Annotated in this window: 21 protein-coding genes and 1 pseudogene; 14 read left to right on the forward strand and 8 right to left on the reverse strand. The window is 68.0% G+C overall.

Annotated features, from left to right (window positions below):
• Positions 1–42 precede the first annotated feature (42 nt).
• The 3 genes from F1D05_RS02040 to F1D05_RS02050 all read left to right on the forward strand — a co-directional run bounded on the left by F1D05_RS02040 (position 43) and on the right by F1D05_RS02050 (position 1,161).
• Entirely contained in the window at positions 43–459 is a 417-nt protein-coding gene (locus tag F1D05_RS02040) for a MerR family transcriptional regulator (protein WP_206686043.1), read from the forward strand.
• Positions 456–881 (forward strand): carboxymuconolactone decarboxylase family protein, encoded by a 426-nt coding sequence (locus F1D05_RS02045; protein WP_185445705.1) that lies wholly within the window; start codon positions 456–458, stop codon positions 879–881. The genes F1D05_RS02040 and F1D05_RS02045 overlap by 4 nt, the downstream gene beginning before the upstream one ends.
• Positions 882–993: 112 nt before the next feature.
• A complete protein-coding gene (locus tag F1D05_RS02050) occupies positions 994–1,161 on the forward strand; it encodes a hypothetical protein (protein ID WP_246486369.1) in 168 nt (55 codons plus the stop codon).
• Positions 1,162–1,165: 4 nt separating this feature from the next.
• Here F1D05_RS02050 and F1D05_RS02055 read toward each other — a convergent pair whose 3' ends face one another.
• Complete coding sequence (locus tag F1D05_RS02055; protein ID WP_185445709.1) at positions 1,166–2,155, reverse strand: GlxA family transcriptional regulator; 990 nt, start codon at positions 2,153–2,155, stop codon at positions 1,166–1,168.
• 71 nt (positions 2,156–2,226) lie between these two features.
• Here F1D05_RS02055 and F1D05_RS02060 point away from each other — a divergent pair, with 71 nt between their 5' ends.
• On the forward strand, positions 2,227–3,189 hold the full coding sequence (locus F1D05_RS02060) for an NADP-dependent oxidoreductase (protein WP_185445711.1): 963 nt from the start codon (positions 2,227–2,229) through the stop codon (positions 3,187–3,189).
• A 19-nt stretch (positions 3,190–3,208) separates the two neighbouring features.
• Here F1D05_RS02060 and F1D05_RS02065 read toward each other — a convergent pair whose 3' ends face one another.
• Together F1D05_RS02065 and F1D05_RS41760 are read right to left on the reverse strand one after the other, a co-directional pair.
• Complete coding sequence (locus tag F1D05_RS02065) at positions 3,209–3,646, reverse strand: serine hydrolase (protein ID WP_206686288.1); 438 nt, start codon at positions 3,644–3,646, stop codon at positions 3,209–3,211.
• A 106-nt stretch (positions 3,647–3,752) separates the two neighbouring features.
• Complete coding sequence (locus F1D05_RS41760; RefSeq protein ID WP_281388894.1) at positions 3,753–3,878, reverse strand: hypothetical protein; 126 nt, start codon at positions 3,876–3,878, stop codon at positions 3,753–3,755.
• Positions 3,879–4,041: 163 nt separating this feature from the next.
• On the opposite strand from F1D05_RS41760, the gene F1D05_RS02070 reads away from it, so the two are divergent.
• The 6 genes from F1D05_RS02070 (at position 4,042) to F1D05_RS02090 (ending at position 8,789) form a co-directional block, all read left to right on the forward strand.
• The gene (locus F1D05_RS02070; protein ID WP_185445713.1) at positions 4,042–4,182 is read left to right on the forward strand and encodes a hypothetical protein; all 141 of its coding nucleotides are present in this window, start codon (positions 4,042–4,044) and stop codon (positions 4,180–4,182) included.
• Complete coding sequence (locus F1D05_RS38580; protein WP_206686044.1) at positions 4,158–4,298, forward strand: hypothetical protein; 141 nt, start codon at positions 4,158–4,160, stop codon at positions 4,296–4,298. Before F1D05_RS02070 ends, F1D05_RS38580 begins: the two co-directional genes overlap by 25 nt.
• Positions 4,295–4,810, forward strand: coding sequence for a sensor histidine kinase (locus tag F1D05_RS02075; RefSeq protein ID WP_206686045.1), 516 nt, complete (start codon positions 4,295–4,297; stop codon positions 4,808–4,810). The genes F1D05_RS38580 and F1D05_RS02075 overlap by 4 nt, the downstream gene beginning before the upstream one ends.
• Positions 4,801–5,457 (forward strand): response regulator transcription factor, encoded by a 657-nt coding sequence (locus F1D05_RS02080; protein ID WP_185445717.1) that lies wholly within the window; start codon positions 4,801–4,803, stop codon positions 5,455–5,457. The genes F1D05_RS02075 and F1D05_RS02080 overlap by 10 nt, the downstream gene beginning before the upstream one ends.
• A gap of 108 nt (positions 5,458–5,565) precedes the next feature.
• Complete coding sequence (locus tag F1D05_RS02085; protein ID WP_246486370.1) at positions 5,566–6,306, forward strand: ABC transporter ATP-binding protein; 741 nt, start codon at positions 5,566–5,568, stop codon at positions 6,304–6,306.
• Positions 6,303–8,789, forward strand: a complete 2,487-nt coding sequence (locus tag F1D05_RS02090; RefSeq protein ID WP_185445719.1) for an ABC transporter permease — start codon at positions 6,303–6,305, stop codon at positions 8,787–8,789. The genes F1D05_RS02085 and F1D05_RS02090 overlap by 4 nt, the downstream gene beginning before the upstream one ends.
• Position 8,790: 1 nt before the next feature.
• Here the strand turns inward: F1D05_RS02090 and F1D05_RS02095 are convergent, their stop codons facing one another.
• Both F1D05_RS02095 and F1D05_RS02100 read right to left on the reverse strand, forming a co-directional pair.
• On the reverse strand, positions 8,791–9,438 hold the full coding sequence (locus tag F1D05_RS02095; RefSeq protein ID WP_206686046.1) for an NADPH-dependent F420 reductase: 648 nt from the start codon (positions 9,436–9,438) through the stop codon (positions 8,791–8,793).
• Between the two features lie 17 nt (positions 9,439–9,455).
• Positions 9,456–10,280: an inositol monophosphatase family protein gene (locus tag F1D05_RS02100; protein WP_185445723.1), complete on the reverse strand. Its 825-nt coding sequence runs from the start codon at positions 10,278–10,280 to the stop codon at positions 9,456–9,458.
• Positions 10,281–10,372: 92 nt separating this feature from the next.
• On the opposite strand from F1D05_RS02100, the gene F1D05_RS02105 reads away from it, so the two are divergent.
• Both F1D05_RS02105 and F1D05_RS02110 read left to right on the forward strand, forming a co-directional pair.
• A complete protein-coding gene (locus tag F1D05_RS02105) occupies positions 10,373–11,281 on the forward strand; it encodes a LysR family transcriptional regulator (RefSeq protein ID WP_185445725.1) in 909 nt (302 codons plus the stop codon).
• Positions 11,282–11,410: 129 nt separating this feature from the next.
• On the forward strand, positions 11,411–12,292 hold the full coding sequence (locus F1D05_RS02110) for a serine/threonine-protein kinase (protein ID WP_185445727.1): 882 nt from the start codon (positions 11,411–11,413) through the stop codon (positions 12,290–12,292).
• Between the two features lie 464 nt (positions 12,293–12,756).
• Here the strand turns inward: F1D05_RS02110 and ligA are convergent, their stop codons facing one another.
• On the reverse strand, positions 12,757–14,754 hold the full coding sequence (gene ligA, locus F1D05_RS02115; RefSeq protein ID WP_185445729.1) for an NAD-dependent DNA ligase LigA: 1,998 nt from the start codon (positions 14,752–14,754) through the stop codon (positions 12,757–12,759).
• Positions 14,755–14,912: 158 nt separating this feature from the next.
• Positions 14,913–15,512: a hypothetical protein gene (locus F1D05_RS02120; RefSeq protein ID WP_185445731.1), complete on the reverse strand. Its 600-nt coding sequence runs from the start codon at positions 15,510–15,512 to the stop codon at positions 14,913–14,915.
• Positions 15,513–15,733: 221 nt separating this feature from the next.
• Between F1D05_RS02120 and F1D05_RS39590 the strand changes: the two are divergent.
• Positions 15,734–16,327: pseudogene (locus F1D05_RS39590) on the forward strand (alpha-xylosidase); the annotation flags it as partial.
• A 208-nt stretch (positions 16,328–16,535) separates the two neighbouring features.
• Positions 16,536–17,960 carry an alpha-xylosidase gene (gene yicI / locus F1D05_RS39595; protein ID WP_246486371.1) on the forward strand — a complete coding sequence of 475 codons (1,425 nt, stop codon included), beginning with the start codon at positions 16,536–16,538 and terminating at the stop codon, positions 17,958–17,960.
• On the opposite strand, the gene F1D05_RS02130 is transcribed toward yicI, so the two are convergent.
• Complete coding sequence (locus tag F1D05_RS02130; RefSeq protein ID WP_185445733.1) at positions 17,944–20,781, reverse strand: glycoside hydrolase family 3 protein; 2,838 nt, start codon at positions 20,779–20,781, stop codon at positions 17,944–17,946. The genes yicI and F1D05_RS02130 overlap by 17 nt on opposite strands.
• Positions 20,782–20,933 lie beyond the last annotated feature (152 nt).

The raw sequence follows: 20,933 nt of genomic DNA on the forward strand, positions 1-20,933 counted from the left end.
GAAGGTTGACTTGGAGTGTGCTCCAAGTTTTACGGTCTTCTGGTGACTACGAAACGCGCCCTGGCCGACGAGCCGCCGACTCTGACGATCGCACAGGTTGCCGAGCGGACCGGGCTGTCGGCGGACACGCTCCGGTACTACGAGAAGGCCGGCCTGATCGAGCGAGTCGGACGCAACACGGGCAACCAGCGCCGGTACGCCGCCTCGGATCTGGCCTGGCTGGAGTTTCTCCTCAGGCTGCGGGAGACCGGGATGTCCATTGCCGAGATGCAGCGGTTCGCGCAACTGAGGGCGATGGGGGATACCTCGGTCGGTGACCGATTGGTGATGCTGCGTGAGCATCGCGTCGCACTAGGTGAGCGCATCGCTGCTCTGCTGGCCGATGCGGGCGCGGTGGACGAGAAGATCAACCACTACGAACAGCTGCGGTCGAAGCAGCAAGAGACGGACCAAGAATGAGCGTCACCACCGCCACTGACCACGCCGAGACCCGGAGCGACCGCTTCGAGCGCGGCCTGGAGGTCCTGACCAGGATCGACGGCGAGGCCGGCCGGAAGGTCGTCGACTCGCTGGCGGACATCTCACCCGAGCTCGGTCACCAGGTCGTCGCCTGGGCGTTCGGTGACATCTATGACCGCCCCGGACTGGCACCGCGCGACCGCCAGCTCGTCACTCTCGGCATGCTCACCGCTCTCGGTGGTTGCGAGCCGCAACTCGACGTACACATCAATGCGGCCCTGAATGTCGGCCTGACCTGCGAGGAGATCGTGGAGGCGCTGCTGCATTCGGCCGTGTACTGCGGGATGCCCAAGGCACTCAACGCCACCTTCGTGGCCAAGAAGGTCTTCTCCGAACGCGGCCTGCTCCCCGGGAAGAAATAGTCCGACGGCCTTGGATGGGCGTCTGGACGAAATTGGGAGCATACTGGGGTTGATGGAGCCTTCCCGCGCGACGACGCGTCGTCACTTGTCAACGAGTCCCTTCAAGCCCAGGGTGCCCGACCCGATCAAGACGTTCGAAGAAGGTGACCGGGTCTCCCACGACAAAGAGGGGATGGGCCGGATCACTGCGGTCGAGGGCACTCACGCGGTAGTTGTCGACCTCGGCGGCGGCAAGCTACTGCGCGTCCTTTCGCCCTTCGACAAGCTGCACCAGCTCTAGCCATTCACCGGCTGGTGCTGCGCTCGCTTCGGAACATTCGCCGGTAGGCGGTCGGTGAGACGCCGGCGGTGTCCCGCAACTGCTGTCGCAGGTTGGTCCCGCTGCCCAAGCCGGCTCGCCCGGCGATCTGGTCGACTGTCAGATCTGTGTCCTCCAGCAGTTGCCGGGCATAGTCCAGTCGCTGCATGGCCAGCCAGGTCCCGAGGCTTACCCCGGTCTCGGCGCGGAACCTGCGAGTGAAGGTCCGCACACTCATTCGCGCGTGCTCGGCAAGCTCGACGAGACTGAGTGGACGGCCGAGCTGCTCGGCAGCCCACGCGCGAGTGGCCGCAGTACCGCCGTCTTGTACGGGCGGGATCGGGCGCCGCACGTACTGCGCTTGCCCGCCGTCGCGTCGCGGCGGTACGACGCACGCGCGGGCGACCGAACTGGCCACCGCGCTGCCGTGGTCGCGGCGGACGACGTGGAGGCACAGGTCGATGCCGGCAGCCACTCCTGCCGAGGTGAGTATGTCGCCGTCGTCGATGTAGAGCACGACAGGATCAACCCGTACTGCGGGGAACAGTTGCTGGAGCTGCTCCGCTTCGGCCCAATGAGTAGCAACTGGTCGGCCGTCGAGGAGCCCCGCGGCGGCGAGTACGAAGGCGCCCGTGCAGATCGCCAGCAGCCGGGTCCCGGGCCGGATCTCCTTGAGGGCGCGCAGGACGGCGTCGTCGAGAAGGCCGTTGTTGTCGACGATCTCCTCGAGCAGGTCCGAGGGAGGGATCACGACGGAGTCGGCAGTGGCGAGCACCGAAGCGTCGTACTGGACGCTGATGGCGTAGTCCTCGGAGGTCTGCACGGGTAAGCCGTCCATCGTGCACGTCACCACCTCGTACAGCGGGTTCTCCGCTGCGAAGGCGCCGCCGAAGATCCGCGACGGGATGGCCAGCTCGAAGGGGACGACGCCGGGCAACGCCAGGACGGCGACGCGATGAACAGCTGATCGAGACATGGCCCGATAGTTGCACATGATGTCCATCAGGCCAGTAGGCAAGCCCCAAACGGCGCGGAAGACTTCGAGGCATGTCAATGAACGAGAAGATGATGCTCGCCGTGGTCGCCGAGCGCAGTGGTGGACCTGAAGTCCTCGAACTGCGGGAGGTGGAGCGGCCAACACCTGGCCTGACCGAGATCCTCGTCCGGGTGCACGCGGCCGGAGTGAATCCCACCGACTGGAAATCCCGCACCGACAACGGCGACGAGGCCTTCCCGGCGATCCTGGGCTACGACGTGGCCGGCGTCATCGAGGAAGTCGGATTCGGTGTGACCTGGTTACGGGTGGGCGACGAGGTCCTGGGGATGCCGAAGTTCCCGCTGCTGCCCGGCGGCTACGCGCAGTACGTCGTCGCCCAGTCGCGACAGTTCGTGCGCAAGCCGAAGGCGCTGAGTTTCGAGCAGGCCGCGGGACTGCCGTTGGCCGCGTTGACTGCGTGGCAGGGCCTGGTCGAGACCGGGCAACTGCGCTCGGGGCAACGGGTGCTGGTGCATGCGGCGGCCGGCGGCGTCGGTCACCTGGCGGTGCAGATCGCCAAGAGCCTCGGCGCGTATGTCATCGGCACCGCGAGTGCACCCAAGCATGAGTTCGTCCGCTCGCTCGGAGCTGACGAGGTGATCGACTACCGCAACGAAGACTTCGCCGACGTACTACGAACGCGGCCGGTCGACGTGGTCTTCGACCCGATCGCGGGCGACACCAGTCTCCGCTCGCTCGAAGTGATCAAGGACGGCGGTTCGCTCGTCTCCATCCTCCCCGTTGACGAGGCGGCCGCGGCAGAGGCGCGGCGGCGGGGAATCCACGCCGAGTTCACTCTGGTGGAGCCCGACCGGCTGGCCCTCACCGCGATCACCGAGCTCGTCGACCAAGGCAAGCTGCGCGTCGAGATCGACTCGGTGTTCCCGTTGGCCGAGACAGCGGCAGCACACCGACGCGGTGAAACCAACCAAGCCACCGGCAAGATCGTCCTCCGCGTCATGGCGGAGGACTGATCCTGTCGATGGATCGAGGTCAGCTGCACAGAGCGGTGTCCAGGGACTTCGCTACTCGCCTGGCGTCCTCGATGGTGGTCGGCATCGCGGTGACCGCGAGGGCGGCTTCGCGGCCGTCGGTGGTGACGGCATTGCGGGTCTCGAAGCCGAAGATGTCGCCGCCGTGGGTCCAGGCGGTGCCGCCGCAGGAGAGCTTGAGCTGTGCGATTCCGAGGCCGTACCTGGAGCCGCCGACGACGTCGAAGTCGGGGGCGTCGACCGTGGTCAGCATCTCCTTCAGCTGTGCGGGCTTGAGGAGCTTGCCACCGATGAGCGCGGTGAAGAAGCGGTTCAGGTCGGCGGGGGTGCTGATCATCTGGCCGGCGGACCAGCCGAGGGACGGGTCGAGCTCGGTGACGTCGGTTTCCTTGCCGTCCGGGGTGGTCTTGTAGTAGCCGTGCGGGTGCGGGCCGAGGATCCGCTGGTCGCCGAGGGCCGGCCAATAGGTGTCGCGGAGCCCGCGCGCTCGATCACCCGGCGGGTGATCTCCTCACCGATCGGGCGGCCGGTCACCTTCTGCACGATCAGGCCGCGCCACTGACGAACAGCCCCAGCCAGAGCGCGGTTCGAAGGGCCGAGCCCCGAGCCTTCTGAGGTCGAGCGGTGGTGTTCTGCTCGACTGTGTTCGAGATGCGATACCGGTCGGCCATGACTGCTCCTTCAGCGACGTTGTGGATGTCACCAACGCTAGGGACGGCGCCGCCGCCGAACCATCCAGCAGCCAGGCGGACCGGAGTACAGCAGGCTGTACTCTTTGGCGCGCCAACTGTCGGACCGATCCTCGGTGCCTTACGTTCTTCACGAGGAGGTGGCATGTCCGTCGAGGAGTACGACCGGCGTCCGCGCAGGCGTTTTCTGCTGTCCCGGCTCGGGCCGGCGGTCGATGCGCTCGAGCACCTGGTAGGTGGCTGGGTACTGCGCTGCTGGCCTTGGCCGCACTGGTATGGACGCTGATCGTCGCCGCGAGCTGCCTTGTCGGCATCGGCTATTTCCTGATCCCCTCCGCTTTGCAGGCGACGCGCGCGATCGCGGACCGGGAGCGGGCCCGACTGACCGCCTGGTCGCTGTGAGCGTCTTTCTCGGAGCAGCGCGGCGCGCTCTTGCCCGGGATCCCGCAACTGCGGATGCGGCCTTGGCGAAGGCGCAGGGTGCCGCCGAGCAGGCGCTTGCCGGGTTGCGAATGGTTGCCCGCGGCATCCTTCCGCCGGTACTCGAGGATCGCGGACTCGCCGGCGCGCTCACGAACCTCGTCAGTAGCTTTGGTGTCCCGTGCGACCTGGAGATCGACGTCACCGCGCGATGCGCGGCCTCGGTGGAGGCGACGGCGTATTTCGTGGTCGCGGAGGCGTTGACCAACGTCACCAAACACAGTGGAGCCACCAGCGCCGGGGTCGTGCTTCGTCAGGAGGGCAACAAGTTGAGCCTGCGCATCCAGGACGACGGCCGGGGTGGAGCCGATGCGGACGCGGGGACCGGGCTGACCGGGATCCGCCGCCGGGTCGAGGCCTTCGACGGCCGGCTGACCCTCACCAGTCCGGCCGGCGGCCCGACGATCATCGAAGTGGAGTTGCCATGCGGATAGTGATCGCCGAGGACGACGCGCTGCTCCGAGAGGGACTGGCACAGTTGCTGCGGGCCGAGTCTCTTGACGTGGTGGCGACGACGGACTCCGTCGAGCCCTTCCTGGCCGCGATCGACGAGCATCGTCCAGATGTCGCCATCGTCGATGTCCGGATGCCACCGACCCATACCGATGAGGGGATCCGCGCCGCGGTCGAGGCTCGCCGTCGTCAACCGGGGTTGGCGGTGCTGGTGCTGTCGGCGTACGTCGAGCAGGCGTTCGCGACCGACCTGCTGGCGGGTGGGGCCGGCCGCCTCGGATATCTGCTCAAAGAGCGAGTGGGGCGGGTGGACGAATTCCTGGACGCCTTGCAGCGCGTCGTGGCCGGCGGGACGGCGTTCGACCCCGACGTGGTGCGGCAGTTGCTGTCCCGGCCTCGTCAGGACCACACGCTCGAGCGATTGAGCCCCCGCGAGCGCGATGTGCTGGCACTGATGGCCGAAGGACTCGGCAACGTGGTGATCGCCGAGCGGCTGGTGATCACCGAGGGCGCCGTCCACAAGCACATCCGCAGCATCTTCGCGAAGCTGGAGCTGTCGCCGGACGATCAGGCTGATCGTAGGGTCGCGGCGGTGCTGCGTTATCTCGACGGAGTGCAGCGAAGGTAGTGCCTGCTGTACCACCGAGTCGCCAGTTGGTGGGATGTCGGCGGCGGTCCGGTCTTCGTAGCGTTGTGGGTATCCACTCAGCATGCGCGAAGACCGAAAGGCAAGCCGATGTCGGTAACCATGGATCCAGGCCTCCAGCCGGCCCGAGTAGCGGCGCCGAACGGCGTCGCGGCGGTACGGGTGGAGCACCTCACCCGGATCTACGAGGGTGGCGATCAGCCGGTTACGGCTCTCGCCGGGGTCGATGCGGCCTTCGGTAGCGGCACGTTCACCGCCGTGATGGGCCGGTCGGGGTCGGGCAAGAGCACCCTCCTGCAGACGGCGGCCGGATTGGACCGGCCGACCTCCGGACGAGTCTGGATCGGCGACAGCGAGCTGTCCCGGCTGTCGGAGAGCCAGCTCACCCGGTTGCGCCGGACCAAGATCGGATTCGTGTTCCAGGCGTTCAATCTGGTCGGCGCGCTCACCGTCGAGGAGAACATCACGCTGCCGCTCCGGCTGTCCGGCGTACGGCCTGATCGCCGCTGGCTGGCCGAGGTCGTCGATCGGGTCGGGGTCGGAGGACGCCTGCGTCATCGTCCGGCCGAGTTGTCCGGTGGGCAGCAGCAACGGGTCGCGATCGCCCGGGCGCTGGCGATGCGCCCGACCGTGGTCTTTGCGGACGAGCCGACGGGAGCCCTCGACGGACAGACCGCCGCCGACGTACTCGTACTGCTGAAGTCGATCGTCGACGACCACGGACAGACGATCATCATGGTCACTCACGACCAGGTGGCAGCGTCGTACGCGGACCGGGTGATGGTGCTCGCCGATGGCCGCATCTCTGCTGACACAGGGGGACAGGCATGACCGGGCTCGCACTGCGTCTGGTCCGGCATCGGCCGGGCAGCATCCTCGCCACCCTGATCGCCCTCGCCGCCGGCGTCATGATCCTGACGGGGACGGGCGCGCTGGTGGAGTCCGGACTCCGGCATCGGCCGGAACCGCAGCTCTACGGAGGTGCCGATCTCGTCGTCGCCAAGCGCGACATCACCTTCACCGGCAAGGAATTCGGGGGCGACCCCTACACGGCGACGGTTCGTCTCCCCGAGTCAGGCACGGTGCCGGAAAGCCTGGTCGATCAGCTTCGGCAGGTGCCTGGGGTCTCCGTGGTCGTCGCCGATCAGTCGATTCCGGCCGTCGCCTCGGCTGCGGGAAACCGCCCGGTGGCCGGTCACAGCTGGAGCGCCGCCGCGTTGGCGCCGTACAAGCTCGTTGCCGGCGGCAAGCCGGTAGCTGACGACCAGCTCGTCGTGAGCGCGAAGCTCGCGACCGACGGCTCATCGCAGGTAGGTCGACAGACAGAGCTCGTGATCGGCGGCGTTGCGCACGAATTCACCGTCAGCGGGATCGCTGAGGGGCTTGAGAACGCGGTGTACCTCACCGATGCCCGTACGGCGGCGCTGGCACCGCATCCCGGTCAGGTGGAGGTCGTCGGGATTGTGGAGGCAGCCGGTGCGGATCGGGCGGCCGTTGCGTCGGCCGTCGAGAAGCTTGCCGCATCGGTGTCCGCGAAGGCGTACGCCGGTGCCGATCGTGGGCTGGTCGAACGCTCTGATATCGCCGCGGCGCGCGGTTTCCTGGTCCAGGTCGGTGCCGCGCTCGGTGGCTACATCGTGCTGCTGATCGTCTTCGTGGTCGCGGGCACGGTAGGCCTGTCGATCCGGAGCCGGCGGCGCGAGCTGGCGTTGCTGAGGGCAACTGGTGCCACGCCTTGGCAGCTACGGCGAATGTTGATGGCCGAAGCGGCCGTGATCGGCCTCGCCGGCTCGGTGATCGGCGTCCCGACCGGATTGCTGGCGAGCCGGTGGCTGGGAGATCAGCTCATCGCGAGGGACTTCGTGCCGACCGGCTATCCGATGGCTGTCGGCGTCCTGGCAGCACCGGCCGCCGTCTTGATCATCATGCTGCTCGCGGTGGTCGCGGCCTTGCTGGCAGCTCGCCGGGTTTCGGGGATCCGGCCGGTCGAGGCACTGGCCGATGCGGCGATCGAGCCGGCGCGCAGTGGCAAGGTGCGTCTCGGCTTCGGCCTTGCATCTCTCGTCGGTGCCATCTCGTCCAGCGCTGTGGCCTTGGGCGCTGGTGGGCAGGCGGCACTCGCCGGCGCGATGGGCATGCTCTATCTCTTCGTCATCGCTGTCGCTCTGCTGGCTCCGTGGATCAACACGTCCGCCGCCAGATTGCTTGGTCCGGTCCTGCGCGCGGGTTGGGGCAACAGCGGGTATCTCGCCTCGAAGAACCTGACCGCGAACGCGCGGGGGATGGCGATCGTGCTGACGGCACTGGTTCTGGCTGTCGGGTTCGGTGGATCCGTGTGGTTCCTGCAGGACAACCTGGAGCGGCAGACCGTTCAGCAGGTCCGCGCCGGGACACTCGCGCAGTACGCCGTGGTCTCGTCGGCTGGTCTGCCGGCGAATGTCGCGGAGCCGCTCCGCAACGTTTCTGGCGTAGAGGCGGCGACGGCGGTACGGCGTACGTCGGTGATCGTGAAGGTTCTCGAAGACGCCGAGGCGGTTCCGGCGCAGGCGATCGATCCTGCCGATGCCGCCGCGACGATGGACCTCAAGGTCAAGGAGGGCAGTCTGGCCGAGGTGAACCGCAACAGTCTCGCGGTCTCCTCGATCCAGGCCTCCTCGCAACACTGGAAGGTGGGGGACACCGTCGACGTGTGGCTCGGCGATGGAACGCCGGAACGTCTCCGGGTCGCCGCGATCTACGAACGCGGCTTGGCATTCGGCGACTTCGTCCTGGACCGGGCGACCGTCGGCCAGACGCCGGACCAGGTCCTGATCCGGACGTCGGGCAGCGAGGCCGAACTGGCGAAAGCCGTGGCGCGGATTCCGGGCGCGGCCTTGGTTCCGACCGACCAGCTCACGGCGGAGCTGGGGAAGGATCTCGCCATCAGTGCGTGGCTCAACAAGTTGCTCATCGCCGTGATGATCGGCTATGCCGCCCTGTCCGCCGCGAACACCATGATCATGGCGGCGCTGGCGCGTCGGCGTGAACTGGCGGTACTGCGCCTCAACGGCGTCACCACCCGCCAAGTCAAGCGAATGGTCAACGCCGAGCAGGCCGGCCTGCTCGGGGTCGCTCTCGTGATCGGCGGCGCGATCGCGGCCGTGACCCTGACCGCGGTGGTGCATGCCGTGACCGGAAGCGCGTTGCCTTACGTGCCGCCGGTCGGCTGGGTGGCGGTGCTCGGTGGTGCTGGGGTGCTGGCGATGACCACGACGATCCTGCCGATCGGCCTGCTACTGCGGAAAGCGTCCGTGGCGGAAGCCGGCACCAGGTAGCTCAGCCGGCCGCGGTGATGGCGATCGGGCGGAAACCGCGCGACTGCACGAGAGCCGTGACCAGCAGCATGGTGGCTTCGGTGGCCCTGGCGGTGGTGATGGATCCGAGATCCTCGATCCACTCGCCGGGCCAGCCGATGCTGATGAGCAGGTCGCGGACGACGGCCTTTGCCGATGCGTCGTCCGCGGAGAGGAATGCGGTCGGCGGGACCGACAGGCTGTGGGGATCGGTCATCACGCTGAAGAGCATCGTGTTGAGGGCCTTGACCACGCGAGTGTCCGGAAGAGCCTCTTGGAGCAGTTCGCCAAGACTCCCGGTCGGGTAGCACAGCTCGCCCGGTCTGCCATCGACCCGCTTGGTCGCGTTGGCGAGGTCGATCAGAATCTTGCCGGCGAGCTCGCCGCGCAGTGCGGTCAGGCGAGCGAGGCTGCTGTCGCCGGGAGTTGCGTTCACGACGATGTCGGATTGCCTCACGGCAGCGGCGTGATCGGCGAACGTGACTCCTGGACCGGCCCAGTCGGAGGTGCTTTGGGCCCGGGTGCCTACGACGACGGTGTGGCCGGCTTTGGCGAAGGCTCCGGCCAGTCCGCTTCCGACGCGTCCGGATCCGAGAACGGCGATCGTGGTCATGGTCATGGTCATGGTCATGGTGGTTCTCCCTGAGGTCATCGGATGGCGGACAGAGTCGTGACGGCTTGCAGGTGTACTCCGGGTGCCGCGGCGAGGAAGTCGTCGCTGGCCAGGGTCCATGGCCGTCCTTGGATGTCGGTGATCGTTCCACCGGCCTCCGCGACCAGCAGCGCGCCGCTGACAAGGCCGGACCGGACCTCGCTGAACTGCCAGAAGACGTCCATCCGGCCGGCCGCGACCTGGGTCAGCTGCAAGGTGGCGGGCACCGACGTTCGCAGTACGAAGCCGTCGGTGAGCATCGCCGAGGTGGACTCGCCCATCCGGCGTACAGTCTCCGCGTTCTCACCCGGCTGTGCCTGGCCGGTCCCGACGTACGCCGAGCGCAAGTCGGACTTGGCCGACACGTTCAGCGGGGTGCCGTTCTGGAAGGCGCCGCCGCCCGCCACCGCCGTGTAGGTGTCGCCGGTCATCGGCAGATGCACCGCGGCCAGCACCGGGCGGTTGTCGCGGATCAGGGTCGCGGTCACGGCCCAATCAGGAAGGCCGTGGACTGCGTTGACGTTGCCTTCGACCGGGTCGGTCACCCACCATTCCCCGTCGGGGAGCAGGCTGGAGTCGAGTTCCTCCTCGACCCAGCCGGCGCCCGGCCGGGCCGCGAGCAGCGCGTCGCGCAGGTAGGCGTTGGAGATCGCGTCGTTGGCGGCGAGGGCGGCCCAGATCGCAGGCAGGTCGGCAGGGCGGGCGTCGGCGGTGAATTGCTCACGAACACGCTCACCGGCCGTGCGGACGGCGTCGATTGTTGCGGTGAGCAACTGGCCGTCCTCGGTCAGGCCGGGGATCGGCGTGGTTTCGGCAGTCATCAGGTTCTCCAAGATCAGGTGGTGTGTTCTCAACCCAACCTCGGAGTTCGGATGACGTCCAGTGCAATCTAGGCAATGTATGATTTACCGTCATGCAATTGGATCTGAATCTGCTGATCGCCCTCGACGCGTTGCTGGAAGCGGGGAGCGTTACCGGTGCGGCGGAGCGGCTCCATCTCTCGCCGCCGGCGATGAGTCGTACGCTCGGCCGGCTGCGCCGCGCGATGAACGATCAGGTGATGGTCCGGACCGGTCGCACAATGACGCCGACGCCGCGGGCGGTGGCGCTTCAGGCGCAGGTCCATGTTCTGGTGCAGGAGGCTCGCGCCGTGTTGTCGGCCGAGCAGGAGCTCGACCTGGCGACTCTCGAGCGCACCTTCACGATGCAGTGGCACGACATCGTCACCGCGGCAGTCGGGCCCGGGCTGATCTCCGACCTGCAGCGGACCGCACCAGGTATCCGGCTGCGGTTCCTGTCCGAGGCCACCACCGATACGGCCGACCTGCGCCACGGCCGGGTGGATCTGGAGATCGGCGCGACCATTCCGGCCTTGCCCGAGATCGCTCACACGACGGTAGGCCACGATCGGCTCGTCGTCGCCATGCGCCGGGCTCATCCGTGCGCGACCGGCGACCTCACGGCCGAGTTGTATGCCGCGCATGACCACCTGACGGTGTCGCGACGCGGCCGGCTTTCCGACCCGGTGGACGACGTGCTGCAGGCACTCGACCTTCGTCGCAAAGTCGTCAGTTCCGCCCCCACAGCGATGGCAGCCCTGCTGTTCGCCCGCACCGCGGACGTCTTGGTCGTGGTCCCCGAACGAATGAGCCGCAGCTTCGTGGAGTCGCTCGGTCTACTGACCCGGACCATCCCGCTGGAGCTGGAGCCGCTACCTGCCGTCCTCGCCTGGCATCAGCGCTACGACACCGACCTCGCGCACACCTGGCTCCGCACCGAGATCCAAGCCGCACTAACAGCCATCCTCACCGCGGCCGACTGACGCCAAGTGTCGCTTCGATCGACTCGATTTGGTCTCGGTTTGCTCGCGGCATTGTCACAAGCGGTCGAGTTCTGTTGCTCTGTGCATCAATTGGGTACCTGAGGAAACAACAGTTCTCGGGAGGTAACGATGCGAGTCGCGGATCGGTACCAGCTCGAAACCGTTGTGGGCCAGGGCGGGATGGGTAGGGTCTGGCGCGCTACCGACGAGGTCCTCGGCCGGGCGGTGGCAGTCAAGTTGCTCAAGCAAGGCAGGGCCGACGACGCGGTGGAAGAGAGATTCCACCGGGAAGCTCACGCGGCCGCGGTGGTCAACAATCCTCATGTCGTCGGAGTTCATGACTTCGGGCCGCATCAGGGCAGCTTCTTTCTCGTGATGGAGCTTGTCGTCGGGAGCACTCTGGCGGCGGTCCTCCAGCGATCGGGACCGTTCAGTCCGCCGGCCGCCGCGCGGATCGTCGCGCAGGCCGCCGACGGACTGTCCGCGGCGCATCGCGAAGGAGTGATTCACCGCGACATCAAGCCGAGCAACCTGTTGATGGCCGGTGACGGGACCGTCAAGGTCGCCGATTTCGGAATCGCTTGTTTTCTGGGGGATCCAGCTGGTGAACCGACCCACGACGGGCGGATTCTCGGTACGAGCTACTACGTCGCCCCGGAGCGGGCGAGGGACGAGCCGGCCGGCCCGGCTGCTGACATCTACTCGCTGGGCTGTGTGCTCTACCAGTTGCTCACCGGCGGTCCGCCTTTCGTCGCAGACACCCCGACCGGCGTACTACGCCAGCATCTGGCGGGAACTCCGACCTGCCCGGCCCGGCTCGAGAGAGGGTTCGGGCGTTACCTTATGCGCATGCTCGCGAAGAGCCCAGCGGACCGGCCCGCCGCCGATGAGGTCGCGGACTGGTGCCGGCAGGCCTACCTGAGCGCTCCCACCGACCTTCAGCCAGAGCCCGGTACGCCTGCACAACCGTCATTCCTCCCCATGACCGAGACCATGGCGAGCCACGGATAGTCGGCAGCGGTACCCATCACCCCGTGCTGGCCTGTCCTCGCCCGGCTGAGACGGCATGGCCGAGGTGGGCGTCCTCAGCAACGCGGGACGCCGGCAGCAGGAGTTCAGTTCGCGCCCTGGGCTCCAACCCAGCTGGAGCCTGCCGGATTCGGTCGGGAAGGGGCTGGTTGCGCAGGGGGTGTCCCGACTGACAGGTAATGGTCGCCGGGATCGCCCTGGATACCGACTGGCTGAGCGTGGCTCCCATCCGACGGACCGGCTATTACCTGTCGGTCGGGACGGCCCTCTCGGATCCTGGGATTCCCCCCGTCTCCGAGGTCCGCCCCCAGAGGAGGGAGCAGCCGCCTCTTGAGCTCGATCCACCTGAGGGGCCGTTGTGGGTGCCGAACCGATTTTGAGGGTGGGGTGGGCGTTTGGAGCGTGGTCGGGTGCCGGACCTTACTACCGCTAGGGCCGCTGGGATCTCAGCGGGGGAGTAGGGCGGCTTCCTGGAGTTGTTGCCAGATCTCGGACTGGTCCACCACGGTGACGCCGAACTTCTCGGCCTTGGTGAGTTTGGCGGCGCCGACGTCGGCGCCGGTGATGAGCAGGTCGGTGCTGGCCGAGACGGACGAGGCGATGGTCGCGCCCGCCTTCTCGCAGAGTCGCTGGAAGGCTGGCCGGGCGACCTTCTCGCCGGAGCGTGGGTCGTTGATCGAGCCGGTGACGACCACTGTCTTGCCTGCCAGCGGTGCGCCGGCCGCGACGACCGGTGGGAGGTCTTCTTCGCGGACGTCCAGAGAGACGCCGGCGGCGCGGAGGCGTTCGAGCTCGGGGCGCAGCCGGGTGAGGTGCTCTATCAGTGAGGCGGCGACCTTCGGCCCGATGTCCTCGACGGCGACGAGCCCGTCGACGCCCGCGTCGGCAACCTCTTCCAGCGAACCGAATCCCGCTCGGCAGACCCTGGTCGCGGTGCCTTCGGAGGCCATCGGGATCGCGAGGCCGATCAACGCCCGGCGGAGGCCGACCTGACGACTCGTGTCGATCGAGTCGATCATCCGGGCCGCCGAGATCTCGCCGATACGGTCGAACTCCAGCAGCCCTTCCTTGGTCAGCCGGTAGAAGTCCGACGGGTGCTCGAGGATTCCCGCCTCGGCCAGCCGTTCGATCCAGACCCCGCCGATGGCGTCGATGTCGGCGGCAGCCCGGGACGCCCAGTGGATCAGTCGCCGTACGGTCTGGGCGGGGCAGGCCACATTGGTGCAGAACAGTTCGCGGCTGTTGCCTTGCTCGGTCAGGGGCTCCTGGCACGACGGGCACACCGAGGGCGGGACGATGTCTCGCTCCTCACCGGTGCGCTTGGAGGCATCGAGCACGCCGGCGACGAACGGGATCACGTCCCCGGCACGGCGGACCAGCACTGTGTCGCCGATCTTGATGCCGCGGGCACGGATCACTTCCTGGTTGGCCAGCGTCGCGCGGGTGACCGTCGTACCACCCACGAAGACGGGCTCCAGCCACGCGACCGGCGCGATCTTGCCGGTTTTGCCGACGTCCCAGACCACGTCGGCCAGCACGGTGGTCTTCTCCTCGGCGGCGAACTTGAACGCCATCGCGCCGCGCGGCGAGCTGGACCGGGTCCCGGCGGCCGCGAAGGCGTCGCGATCGGCCAGTCGCAGTACGGCGCCGTCCAGGTCGTAATCGAGCTTGTTGCGCTGCTGCTCGATCGTGGTGATCACCGCTTGCGCGGCGGCGGCGTCAGCGCAATGCCGCATCTCGGCGGCGGTGAACCCGAGCGTTTGCAGCGCGCGATCCAGATCGGCGTCCGTGTTGTCGGCGTCGCTGAGCAGGTCGAAGGCGAGGAACTGGAGGCGCCGCTCGGCAACAGTGGCCGGATCCTTCGCGCGCAGGGTGCCGGCGGCGGCGTTCCTCGGGTTGATCAGGGGCTTGTCCGGGTGAGTGTTGTTATAGGCAACGAAGGTGGAGCGCAGCATGACTGCCTCGCCGCGGACCTCGATGCGGCCCGACACATCGAGCCGGTCCGGGACTCCATCGGCCAATGCCCGTACGAGCGGGGTCACGTCGTCGCCGGTCGTGCCGTCGCCGCGGGTGATCGCCCGTGCCAGCTTGCCGTTCTCGTAGACCAGGGCCAGTGACAGACCGTCCAGCTTCGGCATCACCACCACCGATTGGCCGGGAAAGCGGCTGAAGAAGGCCTCCACCTGTTCGGGGCGGGTCGCCTTCTCCAGCGACAGCATCGGCCGCGAGTGCCGGATCGGCGCGTGCAGCACCGCGGGCGCGCCGACCTGCTCCAGCGGATTCGGGTCGGGCGCCAGCTCGGGATTCGCCTCGATCAGCGTCCGTAGCTCGTCCTCGATTACGTCGTACTCCGCGTCCGCCACCGACGGCGAACCCCGGTAGTAGGCGTCGCGTAGTACGACGATCTGATCAGCCAGTTCCTGAATCCGCTCCCCAACGTCCACGGCTCAGGACCCTACCTGGGTACGCCGACAAACCGCCCTGGACGCGGACCAACACCGGCGCCAACAGCCACGGCCAGACGATCCCGTCCGGTCTGCTCGGTCCCGCGTCCTTGCGCCCGCGTTTCACCGTCGAGGTCCCGCTGAAGCGGTAGCCGCGGTCAGTCGCAGGTGTCGCAGATGCCGTTGGCCGGGGTCTGCAGGTTGCACTGGGGGCACTTGTTGATCGGGCGCTCGGCGATCGCGGCCTTGCGGGCTCGCGCGCGGGCGGCGGCGAGCTTCGGCGGGATCATCGCGCTGCCGCCACCGGCGGGCAGGCCGGCTGCCTCGAAGTGCTGGTAGTTGGCGAGGCGCGCGTGCGAAGCGTGCGCATCCGGGTCCGGGGGAGTGGTGCCGGTCGCCGCACCCACGATCGCGGCGTACCCGTCGAAGACACTCTCGTCCGGGTTGACGCACAGCGCCGACAGCATCGGCTCACCACGACGCAGGCTCTCCGCGGAGACCTCGGCGAGCACGCCACCGATCCACTGCCGGGTCGGCTGCTTGGTCCGGATCCGGGTCAGCTCCTGTACGCCGGCGGCGATGTCCTTGAGCTGCACGAGCGCCTGGTACTTCTTGGCCGCGACGAGCAGCATCTCCCGGGCGGCACCCGCCCACTCGATCCGCGCGGTGGCCACGCCGACATCGGACACTTCGCGCCAGGGGCGGTCCTCTACGTCCGGAAGATCGTGGTCAGGAGCGGCGACATCGAAAATGGACACCCGCGTGACCCTAACGGGCCCAGCTCCAATCAGCGAAACCGCCGCCTGCCGCGACCCGGCGGTACGCGGTATTGACCGGTCGCAGGCGGTGACCTAAATTGTGTCGAAACGCTTCGACGAAGCGCTTCGACAATCGGCCCGGAATCCTCCAGCGCACTCTGACCCGCGGTGTCGTCGGCGCGGTCGAGTGACCCGGCACCGACTCTCGAAAGAGCAACCAGATGAAGTTCACAGACGGCTACTGGCAGCTGCGTCCGGGGCTGACCCGGCTGCGTCCGGCCGCGGTCGAGAGCGTGGAGACCACGGAGCGATCCCTGGTCGTCCACGCCCCCGCGAAGCAGATCGTCGGTCGTGGCGACACCTTGAACCAGCCGCTGTTCACGATCACGGTCACCTCACCGGCGGCAGGGGTGATCGGCGTCCGGATCCAGCATCACAGTGGTGGGTTGCCGCCGCGGCCGGCCTTCGAGCTGGCCGCCGAAGAGACCCACCCGGTGAAGATCGAGGTGGACTCGGAGACCGCGCGGTTGACCAGCGGAAACCTCACGGCGGTGATCGGGCTGGACGGACCCTGGGACCTGCGGTTCGAGCGGGACGGCCGGCTGCTGACCGATTCCGCCGCGCGCAGTATCGGCCTCATCACCGACGACCGGGGGCGGCAGTTCCTGCACGAGCAGCTCGCGCTCGGCGTCGGCGAGACGGTCTACGGCCTCGGCGAACGATTCGGGCCGCTGGTCAAGAACGGCCAGGTCGTCGACATCTGGAACGCCGACGGCGGCACCTCCAGCGAGCAGGCCTACAAGAACGTGCCGTTCTACCTCAGCAGCGCCGGGTACGGCGTACTGGTGGACACCCCGGCCAGAGTCTCCTTCGAGGTCGGCTCGGAGGTGGTGTCGCGGAACCAGTTCAGCGTCGAGGGCCAGGAGCTGACGTACTACGTCATCGACGGTCCCGAACCGAAGGACGTGCTGCGCCGCTACACCGGGCTGACGGGTCGGCCGGGCCCGGGTGCCTGCCTGGTCGATGGGCCTGTGGCTGTCGACTTCCTTCACCACCGACTACACCGAGGAGACGACGAGCAGTTTCGTGGCCGGGATGGCGTCCCGCGACCTGCCGCTCAGCGTCTTTCACTTCGACTGCTTCTGGATGCGCCAGTTCCACTGGTGCGACTTCGTCTGGGACCCGATCGCGTTCCCCGACCCGGCCGGCATGCTGAGCCGGCTGAAGGAGCGCGGGTTGCGGATCAGCCTGTGGATCAACCCCTACATCGCGCAGCGATCGGTTCTGTTCGAGGAAGGCCGGCGGCTCGGCTATCTGCTCAAGCGGACGGATGGTTCGGTCTGGCAGTGGGACATGTGGCAGGCCGGGATGGCGATCGTCGACTTCACCAATCCCGACGCGACCGCCTGGTTCCGGTCCAAGCTGCAGGCGCTGATCGACCTCGGCGTCGACTGCTTCAAGACAGACTTCGGTGAACGGATCCCGGCCGAGGACGTGGCCTGGTTCGACGGCTCGGATCCGGAGCGGATGCACAACTACTATCCGCACCTCTACAACCAGGCGGTCTTCGACCTGCTCACCGACAACCGTGGTGCGGGCGACGCAGTCCTGTTCGCACGGTCGGCGACGGTCGGTGGCCAGCAATTCCCGGTGCACTGGGGTGGCGACTGTGAGTCGACCTTCGAGGCGATGGCGGAGTCGTTGCGGGGCGGCCTGTCCCTGGCGTCGTCCGGCTTCGGCTACTGGAGCCACGACATCGGTGGCTTCGAGGGGACCCCCGACGCCGCGGTCTTCAAACGGTGGGTGCCGTTCGGTCTGCTCTCGTCACACTCCCGCCTGCACGGCTCCGGCTCGTACCGGGTTCCGTGGGCCTTCGACGAGGAAGCGGTCGACGTACTGCGTCGCTTCACCAAGCTGAAGCTGTCCCTGATGCCTTATCTGGCAGTGGTTGCCGAGGAAGCGCACACCGACGGTACGCCGATGATGCGGCCGATGGTGCTGGAGTTCCCCACGGATCCGGGCGTGGCGTACCTCGAGCGGCAGTACATGCTCGGCCCGGATCTACTGGTCGCTCCGGTGATGAGCAAGGACGGCGAGGTTCGGTACTACCTGCCCGAGGGGACCTGGACGCATCTGCTGACCGGCGAGCAGGTGCCGGGAAGTCGCTGGATCACCCAGACCTACGGCTTCGACAGCCTGCCGGTGCTGGTTCGTCAAGGTGCGGTGATCCCTTTCGGTGCCGTCGACGACAGGCCCGACTACGACTGGTCCGACGGCGTGGAGCTGCGCTGGTTCAGCCCGTCGGAGGGCCAGGTCAGCCGCGTTCGTCTCCCCGGGCCGAACGGGGAGACGCGCGCTGTCGTCGAGCTGACGCTGACCGGCGGTGAGGCAGCTGCCCGGGTGGTTGAAGGCAGCTGCGACCGATTCACCGTCACCGTTCGAAGCTGAGCTCCCGCAGCGCGAGCGACGCGCTGGAGAAGACCAGGTAGACCGCGTGGACCCCGCGAGCTTCGGCCAGTGGGGTCCCGCTCTCAACCCAGCTGTGCCGATGACCGGTCGACGGCACCTGGAGCGTGCCCAGGACAGGGCCGTGCAGCGGATCGTCGAGCCGGAGCTCGATCGTCCCGCCGTTGTCCTCGGCGGCGACCAGCGCCGTGCACCGAGTGGCCCCGTCAGCCAGGTCGACATCCTCGAACAGCAGCCAGGCGCCGTCCTCGAGGGACCGCACCGCATCGCCGCGGTCGGGCGCGGCATCAGTCAGGGTCACCGCGCAGTAGTCGTCGAACGCCGTCGCCTGCAAGGGCATCGACAAGACCGCACGCGGCGGAATCCGCTCACCCAGTACGTCGAAGGCGGCTGTCAGTCTGATGTCCGTGCAGGATCGGCCCACCAGAATGCTGTGCCGCGCCGTCTCGACACAACGCCGGTTGCGGGTGACGTCGAAGAAGGCGAGGTCGGCCGCGGGCAGTGAGAACTCCACCAGTGAGCTCTCGCCTGCCGCCAACGACACCTGCCGGAAGTCCCGCAGTTGCCGCAATGGCTGCTTGGCCCGGGACCGTTGCTGATGGTTGTAAAGCTGGACGATCTCGCGTCCGGCGCGCGTCCCGGTGTTCGTCACGGTGAGGCTGACCAGCAGTTCGCCGTCAGCCGGGACGGAGGTCGTGCTCAGCTGCAGGTCGGAGTACGCGAAGGTCGTGTAGCTCAGTCCGTGGCCGAACGGGTAGAGCGGCGTACCGCGGAAGTACAGGTAGGTCGCGTCGGTGCCGACGATGTCGTAGTCGAACAGGTCGGGCAGATCGGCCGTCGACCGGTACCACGTCTGGGGCAGCCGGCCGACCGGGTCGAAGTCCCCGAACAGCACCTCGGCCAGCGCATGGCCGTACTCCTGGCCGCCATGGGACGACCAGAGCACTGCCGGCACGTGCTCGTCGGCCCACTCGATCGAGAACGGGTAGCTGCTGGACATCACCAGCACGGTCCGGGAGTTTGCGGCATGGACCGCCCGGAGCAGCCGCTCCTGACCGGCCGGCAGCTCGAGGCAGGCCCGGTCCTCGGTCTCCCGGCCGTTCACCAGCGGGTGGTTGCCCACGACAACGATCGCGACGTCGGCGGCCGCCGCGAGCTCGGCTGCACGGGTCGCTCCGTCGATCAGGGTGACGAGCTCGAAAGCCGTTGCCGCCTCGGCGTCCCCCGCCGTCGCCATCGCCCGGCCGTCGGGACCGATGGTGACGAACCTGCCGCTGTTGCGGTGTCGAAGGACCGTGGTCGTGTGGCCGGTGGCGACCAGCTCGAAGGTCTCCTTGACCTCCCAGCTGTTCGGCCCGGGATGGTCTGCGGTCAGCGAACCGTTGTCGGCGACCGTGAGGTAGGCCCCCGTGCTCGCCGACCGCAGCGTCCAGGCGCCGCCGCCGAAGTCGAACAGGTCGAAGGCGCCGGACGTCGCCAGCGTGACGGAGCCGTCCTCCTCGGTGCCCAGACAGCCGTCGTTCGTCCGCAGTTCGATCAGGTCCACACCTTCACAGAAGTCCACCGCGTCCGGTCCGAGCCGTTCGGTCAGCCCGGTCCGTGCGGTGACCTGATACGGAAGGGTGCCGGAGTACCAGTCCTGGAAGAGCACATCGGCCAGGGGGCCGACGATCGCGACCCGTCGGGTGGTCTCGGCGCTGAGCGGCAGCACCTGGCATTCGTGCTTCAGCAACACGATCGACTGCCGGGCAGCCTCCCGTGCCAACTGCCGGTGCGCCGGACAACCGACCACGTCGGCCGCGGGGGAGCCGTACGGATCGAGTTCGACCGGATCGAACTCACCCAACCGGAACCGCACGGCCAGAGCATGCCTGACGGCCTGGTCGATGTCCGCTTCGGTCAGCAGCCCCCGCTCCAGTGCGCCGGACAGGTGCCGCAGCGACGGCCCTGCGTCGCTGTCGTCCTGGGTGAAACTGTCCACCCCGGCCCTGAGCGCGGCCGCGTAGGCGGTCTCGGCGTCGTCGAAGTAGTGCTGGAGCTCGGTCAGGTTCGCGGGTGCGCCGGCATCGCTTACCACCAGCAGGTCGTCCTCGGTCCAGGTCCGGACGACGTCGTTGATCAGCGGGCTCAGATGGGCCGGCCGTCCGTTCACCAGGTTGTACGACGGCATCATCGCGACGGCCGCGCCGGCCGCGATCGGTGCCTGGAAGGCCGGCAGTTCGTAGTCGTGCAGGACCCGGGGCGGCAGGTTGCTCGAGCTGGTGCACCGGTCGGTCTCGTTGTTGTAGGCAAGGAAGTGCTTGAGCGTCGGTGCGGTCTTGAGTGTCGCCTCGTCGTCGCCGATCAGGCCCCGGCCGTAGGCGACGGCCAGTACGCCGGTCAGCCACGGATCCTCGGAGTAGCCCTCTTCGTTCCGACCCCAGCGAGGGTCCCGCAGGGGGTTCACCACGGGCGCCCAGACGTTCAGGCTGACTCCCACCGGGTCGCGGTGATGGAACACCCGGACCTCGTCGGCGACCGCGGACCCGACCGCCCGGACCAGCTCCGGATTCCAGCTGCTGGCCAGCCCGATCGCCTGCGGGAAGACAGTCGCCGGGCCGAGCCAGGCCACCCCGTGCAGTGCCTCGGTGCCGGTCCGGAACGAGGCCAGGCCCAGCCGCGGAACGGCCGCCTGATGCTGGTGGAGCAGGCCGAGCTTCTCCGGCAGGCTGAGCCGGTCGAGCAGGTCGCCCAACCGCTCCGGCAGCTTCCGGGCCGGGTCGCGGAACGGCTGCGGGACCTGGCTGGGCGGCGAGGTGCTCATCGAATCGCACTCCGAACGGGGTCGTCGTCGGTTGACGGTGTCGGGCTGAGGGAGGGTCGAAGCGCTTCGACGACCGTGCCGGGCGGTTTGGGCGGGCCGGACGGCAGGCGATCGAAGCGCTTCGATCAGCGGGTGAGTGAGAGCGTCGCACC

The sequence above is a fragment of the Kribbella qitaiheensis genome, from assembly GCF_014217565.1.
Classification (GTDB): Bacteria; Actinomycetota; Actinomycetes; order Propionibacteriales; family Kribbellaceae; genus Kribbella; species Kribbella qitaiheensis_A.

Coding starts and splice junctions, on each gene's coding strand:
- F1D05_RS02130 (WP_185445733.1), bottom strand. CDS start 20,781: ATGAGCACCTCGCCGCCCAGCCAGGTCCCGCAGCCGTTCCGCGACCCG.
- F1D05_RS02055 (WP_185445709.1), bottom strand. CDS start 2,155: ATGTCTCGATCAGCTGTTCATCGCGTCGCCGTCCTGGCGTTGCCCGGC.
- F1D05_RS02060 (WP_185445711.1), top strand. CDS start 2,227: ATGTCAATGAACGAGAAGATGATGCTCGCCGTGGTCGCCGAGCGCAGT.
- F1D05_RS02070 (WP_185445713.1), top strand. CDS start 4,042: ATGTCCGTCGAGGAGTACGACCGGCGTCCGCGCAGGCGTTTTCTGCTG.
- F1D05_RS41760 (WP_281388894.1), bottom strand. CDS start 3,878: ATGGCCGACCGGTATCGCATCTCGAACACAGTCGAGCAGAACACCACC.
- yicI (WP_246486371.1), top strand. CDS start 16,536: ATGGGCCTGTGGCTGTCGACTTCCTTCACCACCGACTACACCGAGGAG.
- F1D05_RS02080 (WP_185445717.1), top strand. CDS start 4,801: ATGCGGATAGTGATCGCCGAGGACGACGCGCTGCTCCGAGAGGGACTG.
- F1D05_RS02110 (WP_185445727.1), top strand. CDS start 11,411: ATGCGAGTCGCGGATCGGTACCAGCTCGAAACCGTTGTGGGCCAGGGC.
- F1D05_RS02095 (WP_206686046.1), bottom strand. CDS start 9,438: ATGACCATGACCATGACCATGACCACGATCGCCGTTCTCGGATCCGGA.
- F1D05_RS02100 (WP_185445723.1), bottom strand. CDS start 10,280: ATGACTGCCGAAACCACGCCGATCCCCGGCCTGACCGAGGACGGCCAG.
- F1D05_RS02085 (WP_246486370.1), top strand. CDS start 5,566: ATGTCGGTAACCATGGATCCAGGCCTCCAGCCGGCCCGAGTAGCGGCG.
- F1D05_RS02105 (WP_185445725.1), top strand. CDS start 10,373: ATGCAATTGGATCTGAATCTGCTGATCGCCCTCGACGCGTTGCTGGAA.
- F1D05_RS02090 (WP_185445719.1), top strand. CDS start 6,303: ATGACCGGGCTCGCACTGCGTCTGGTCCGGCATCGGCCGGGCAGCATC.
- F1D05_RS02045 (WP_185445705.1), top strand. CDS start 456: ATGAGCGTCACCACCGCCACTGACCACGCCGAGACCCGGAGCGACCGC.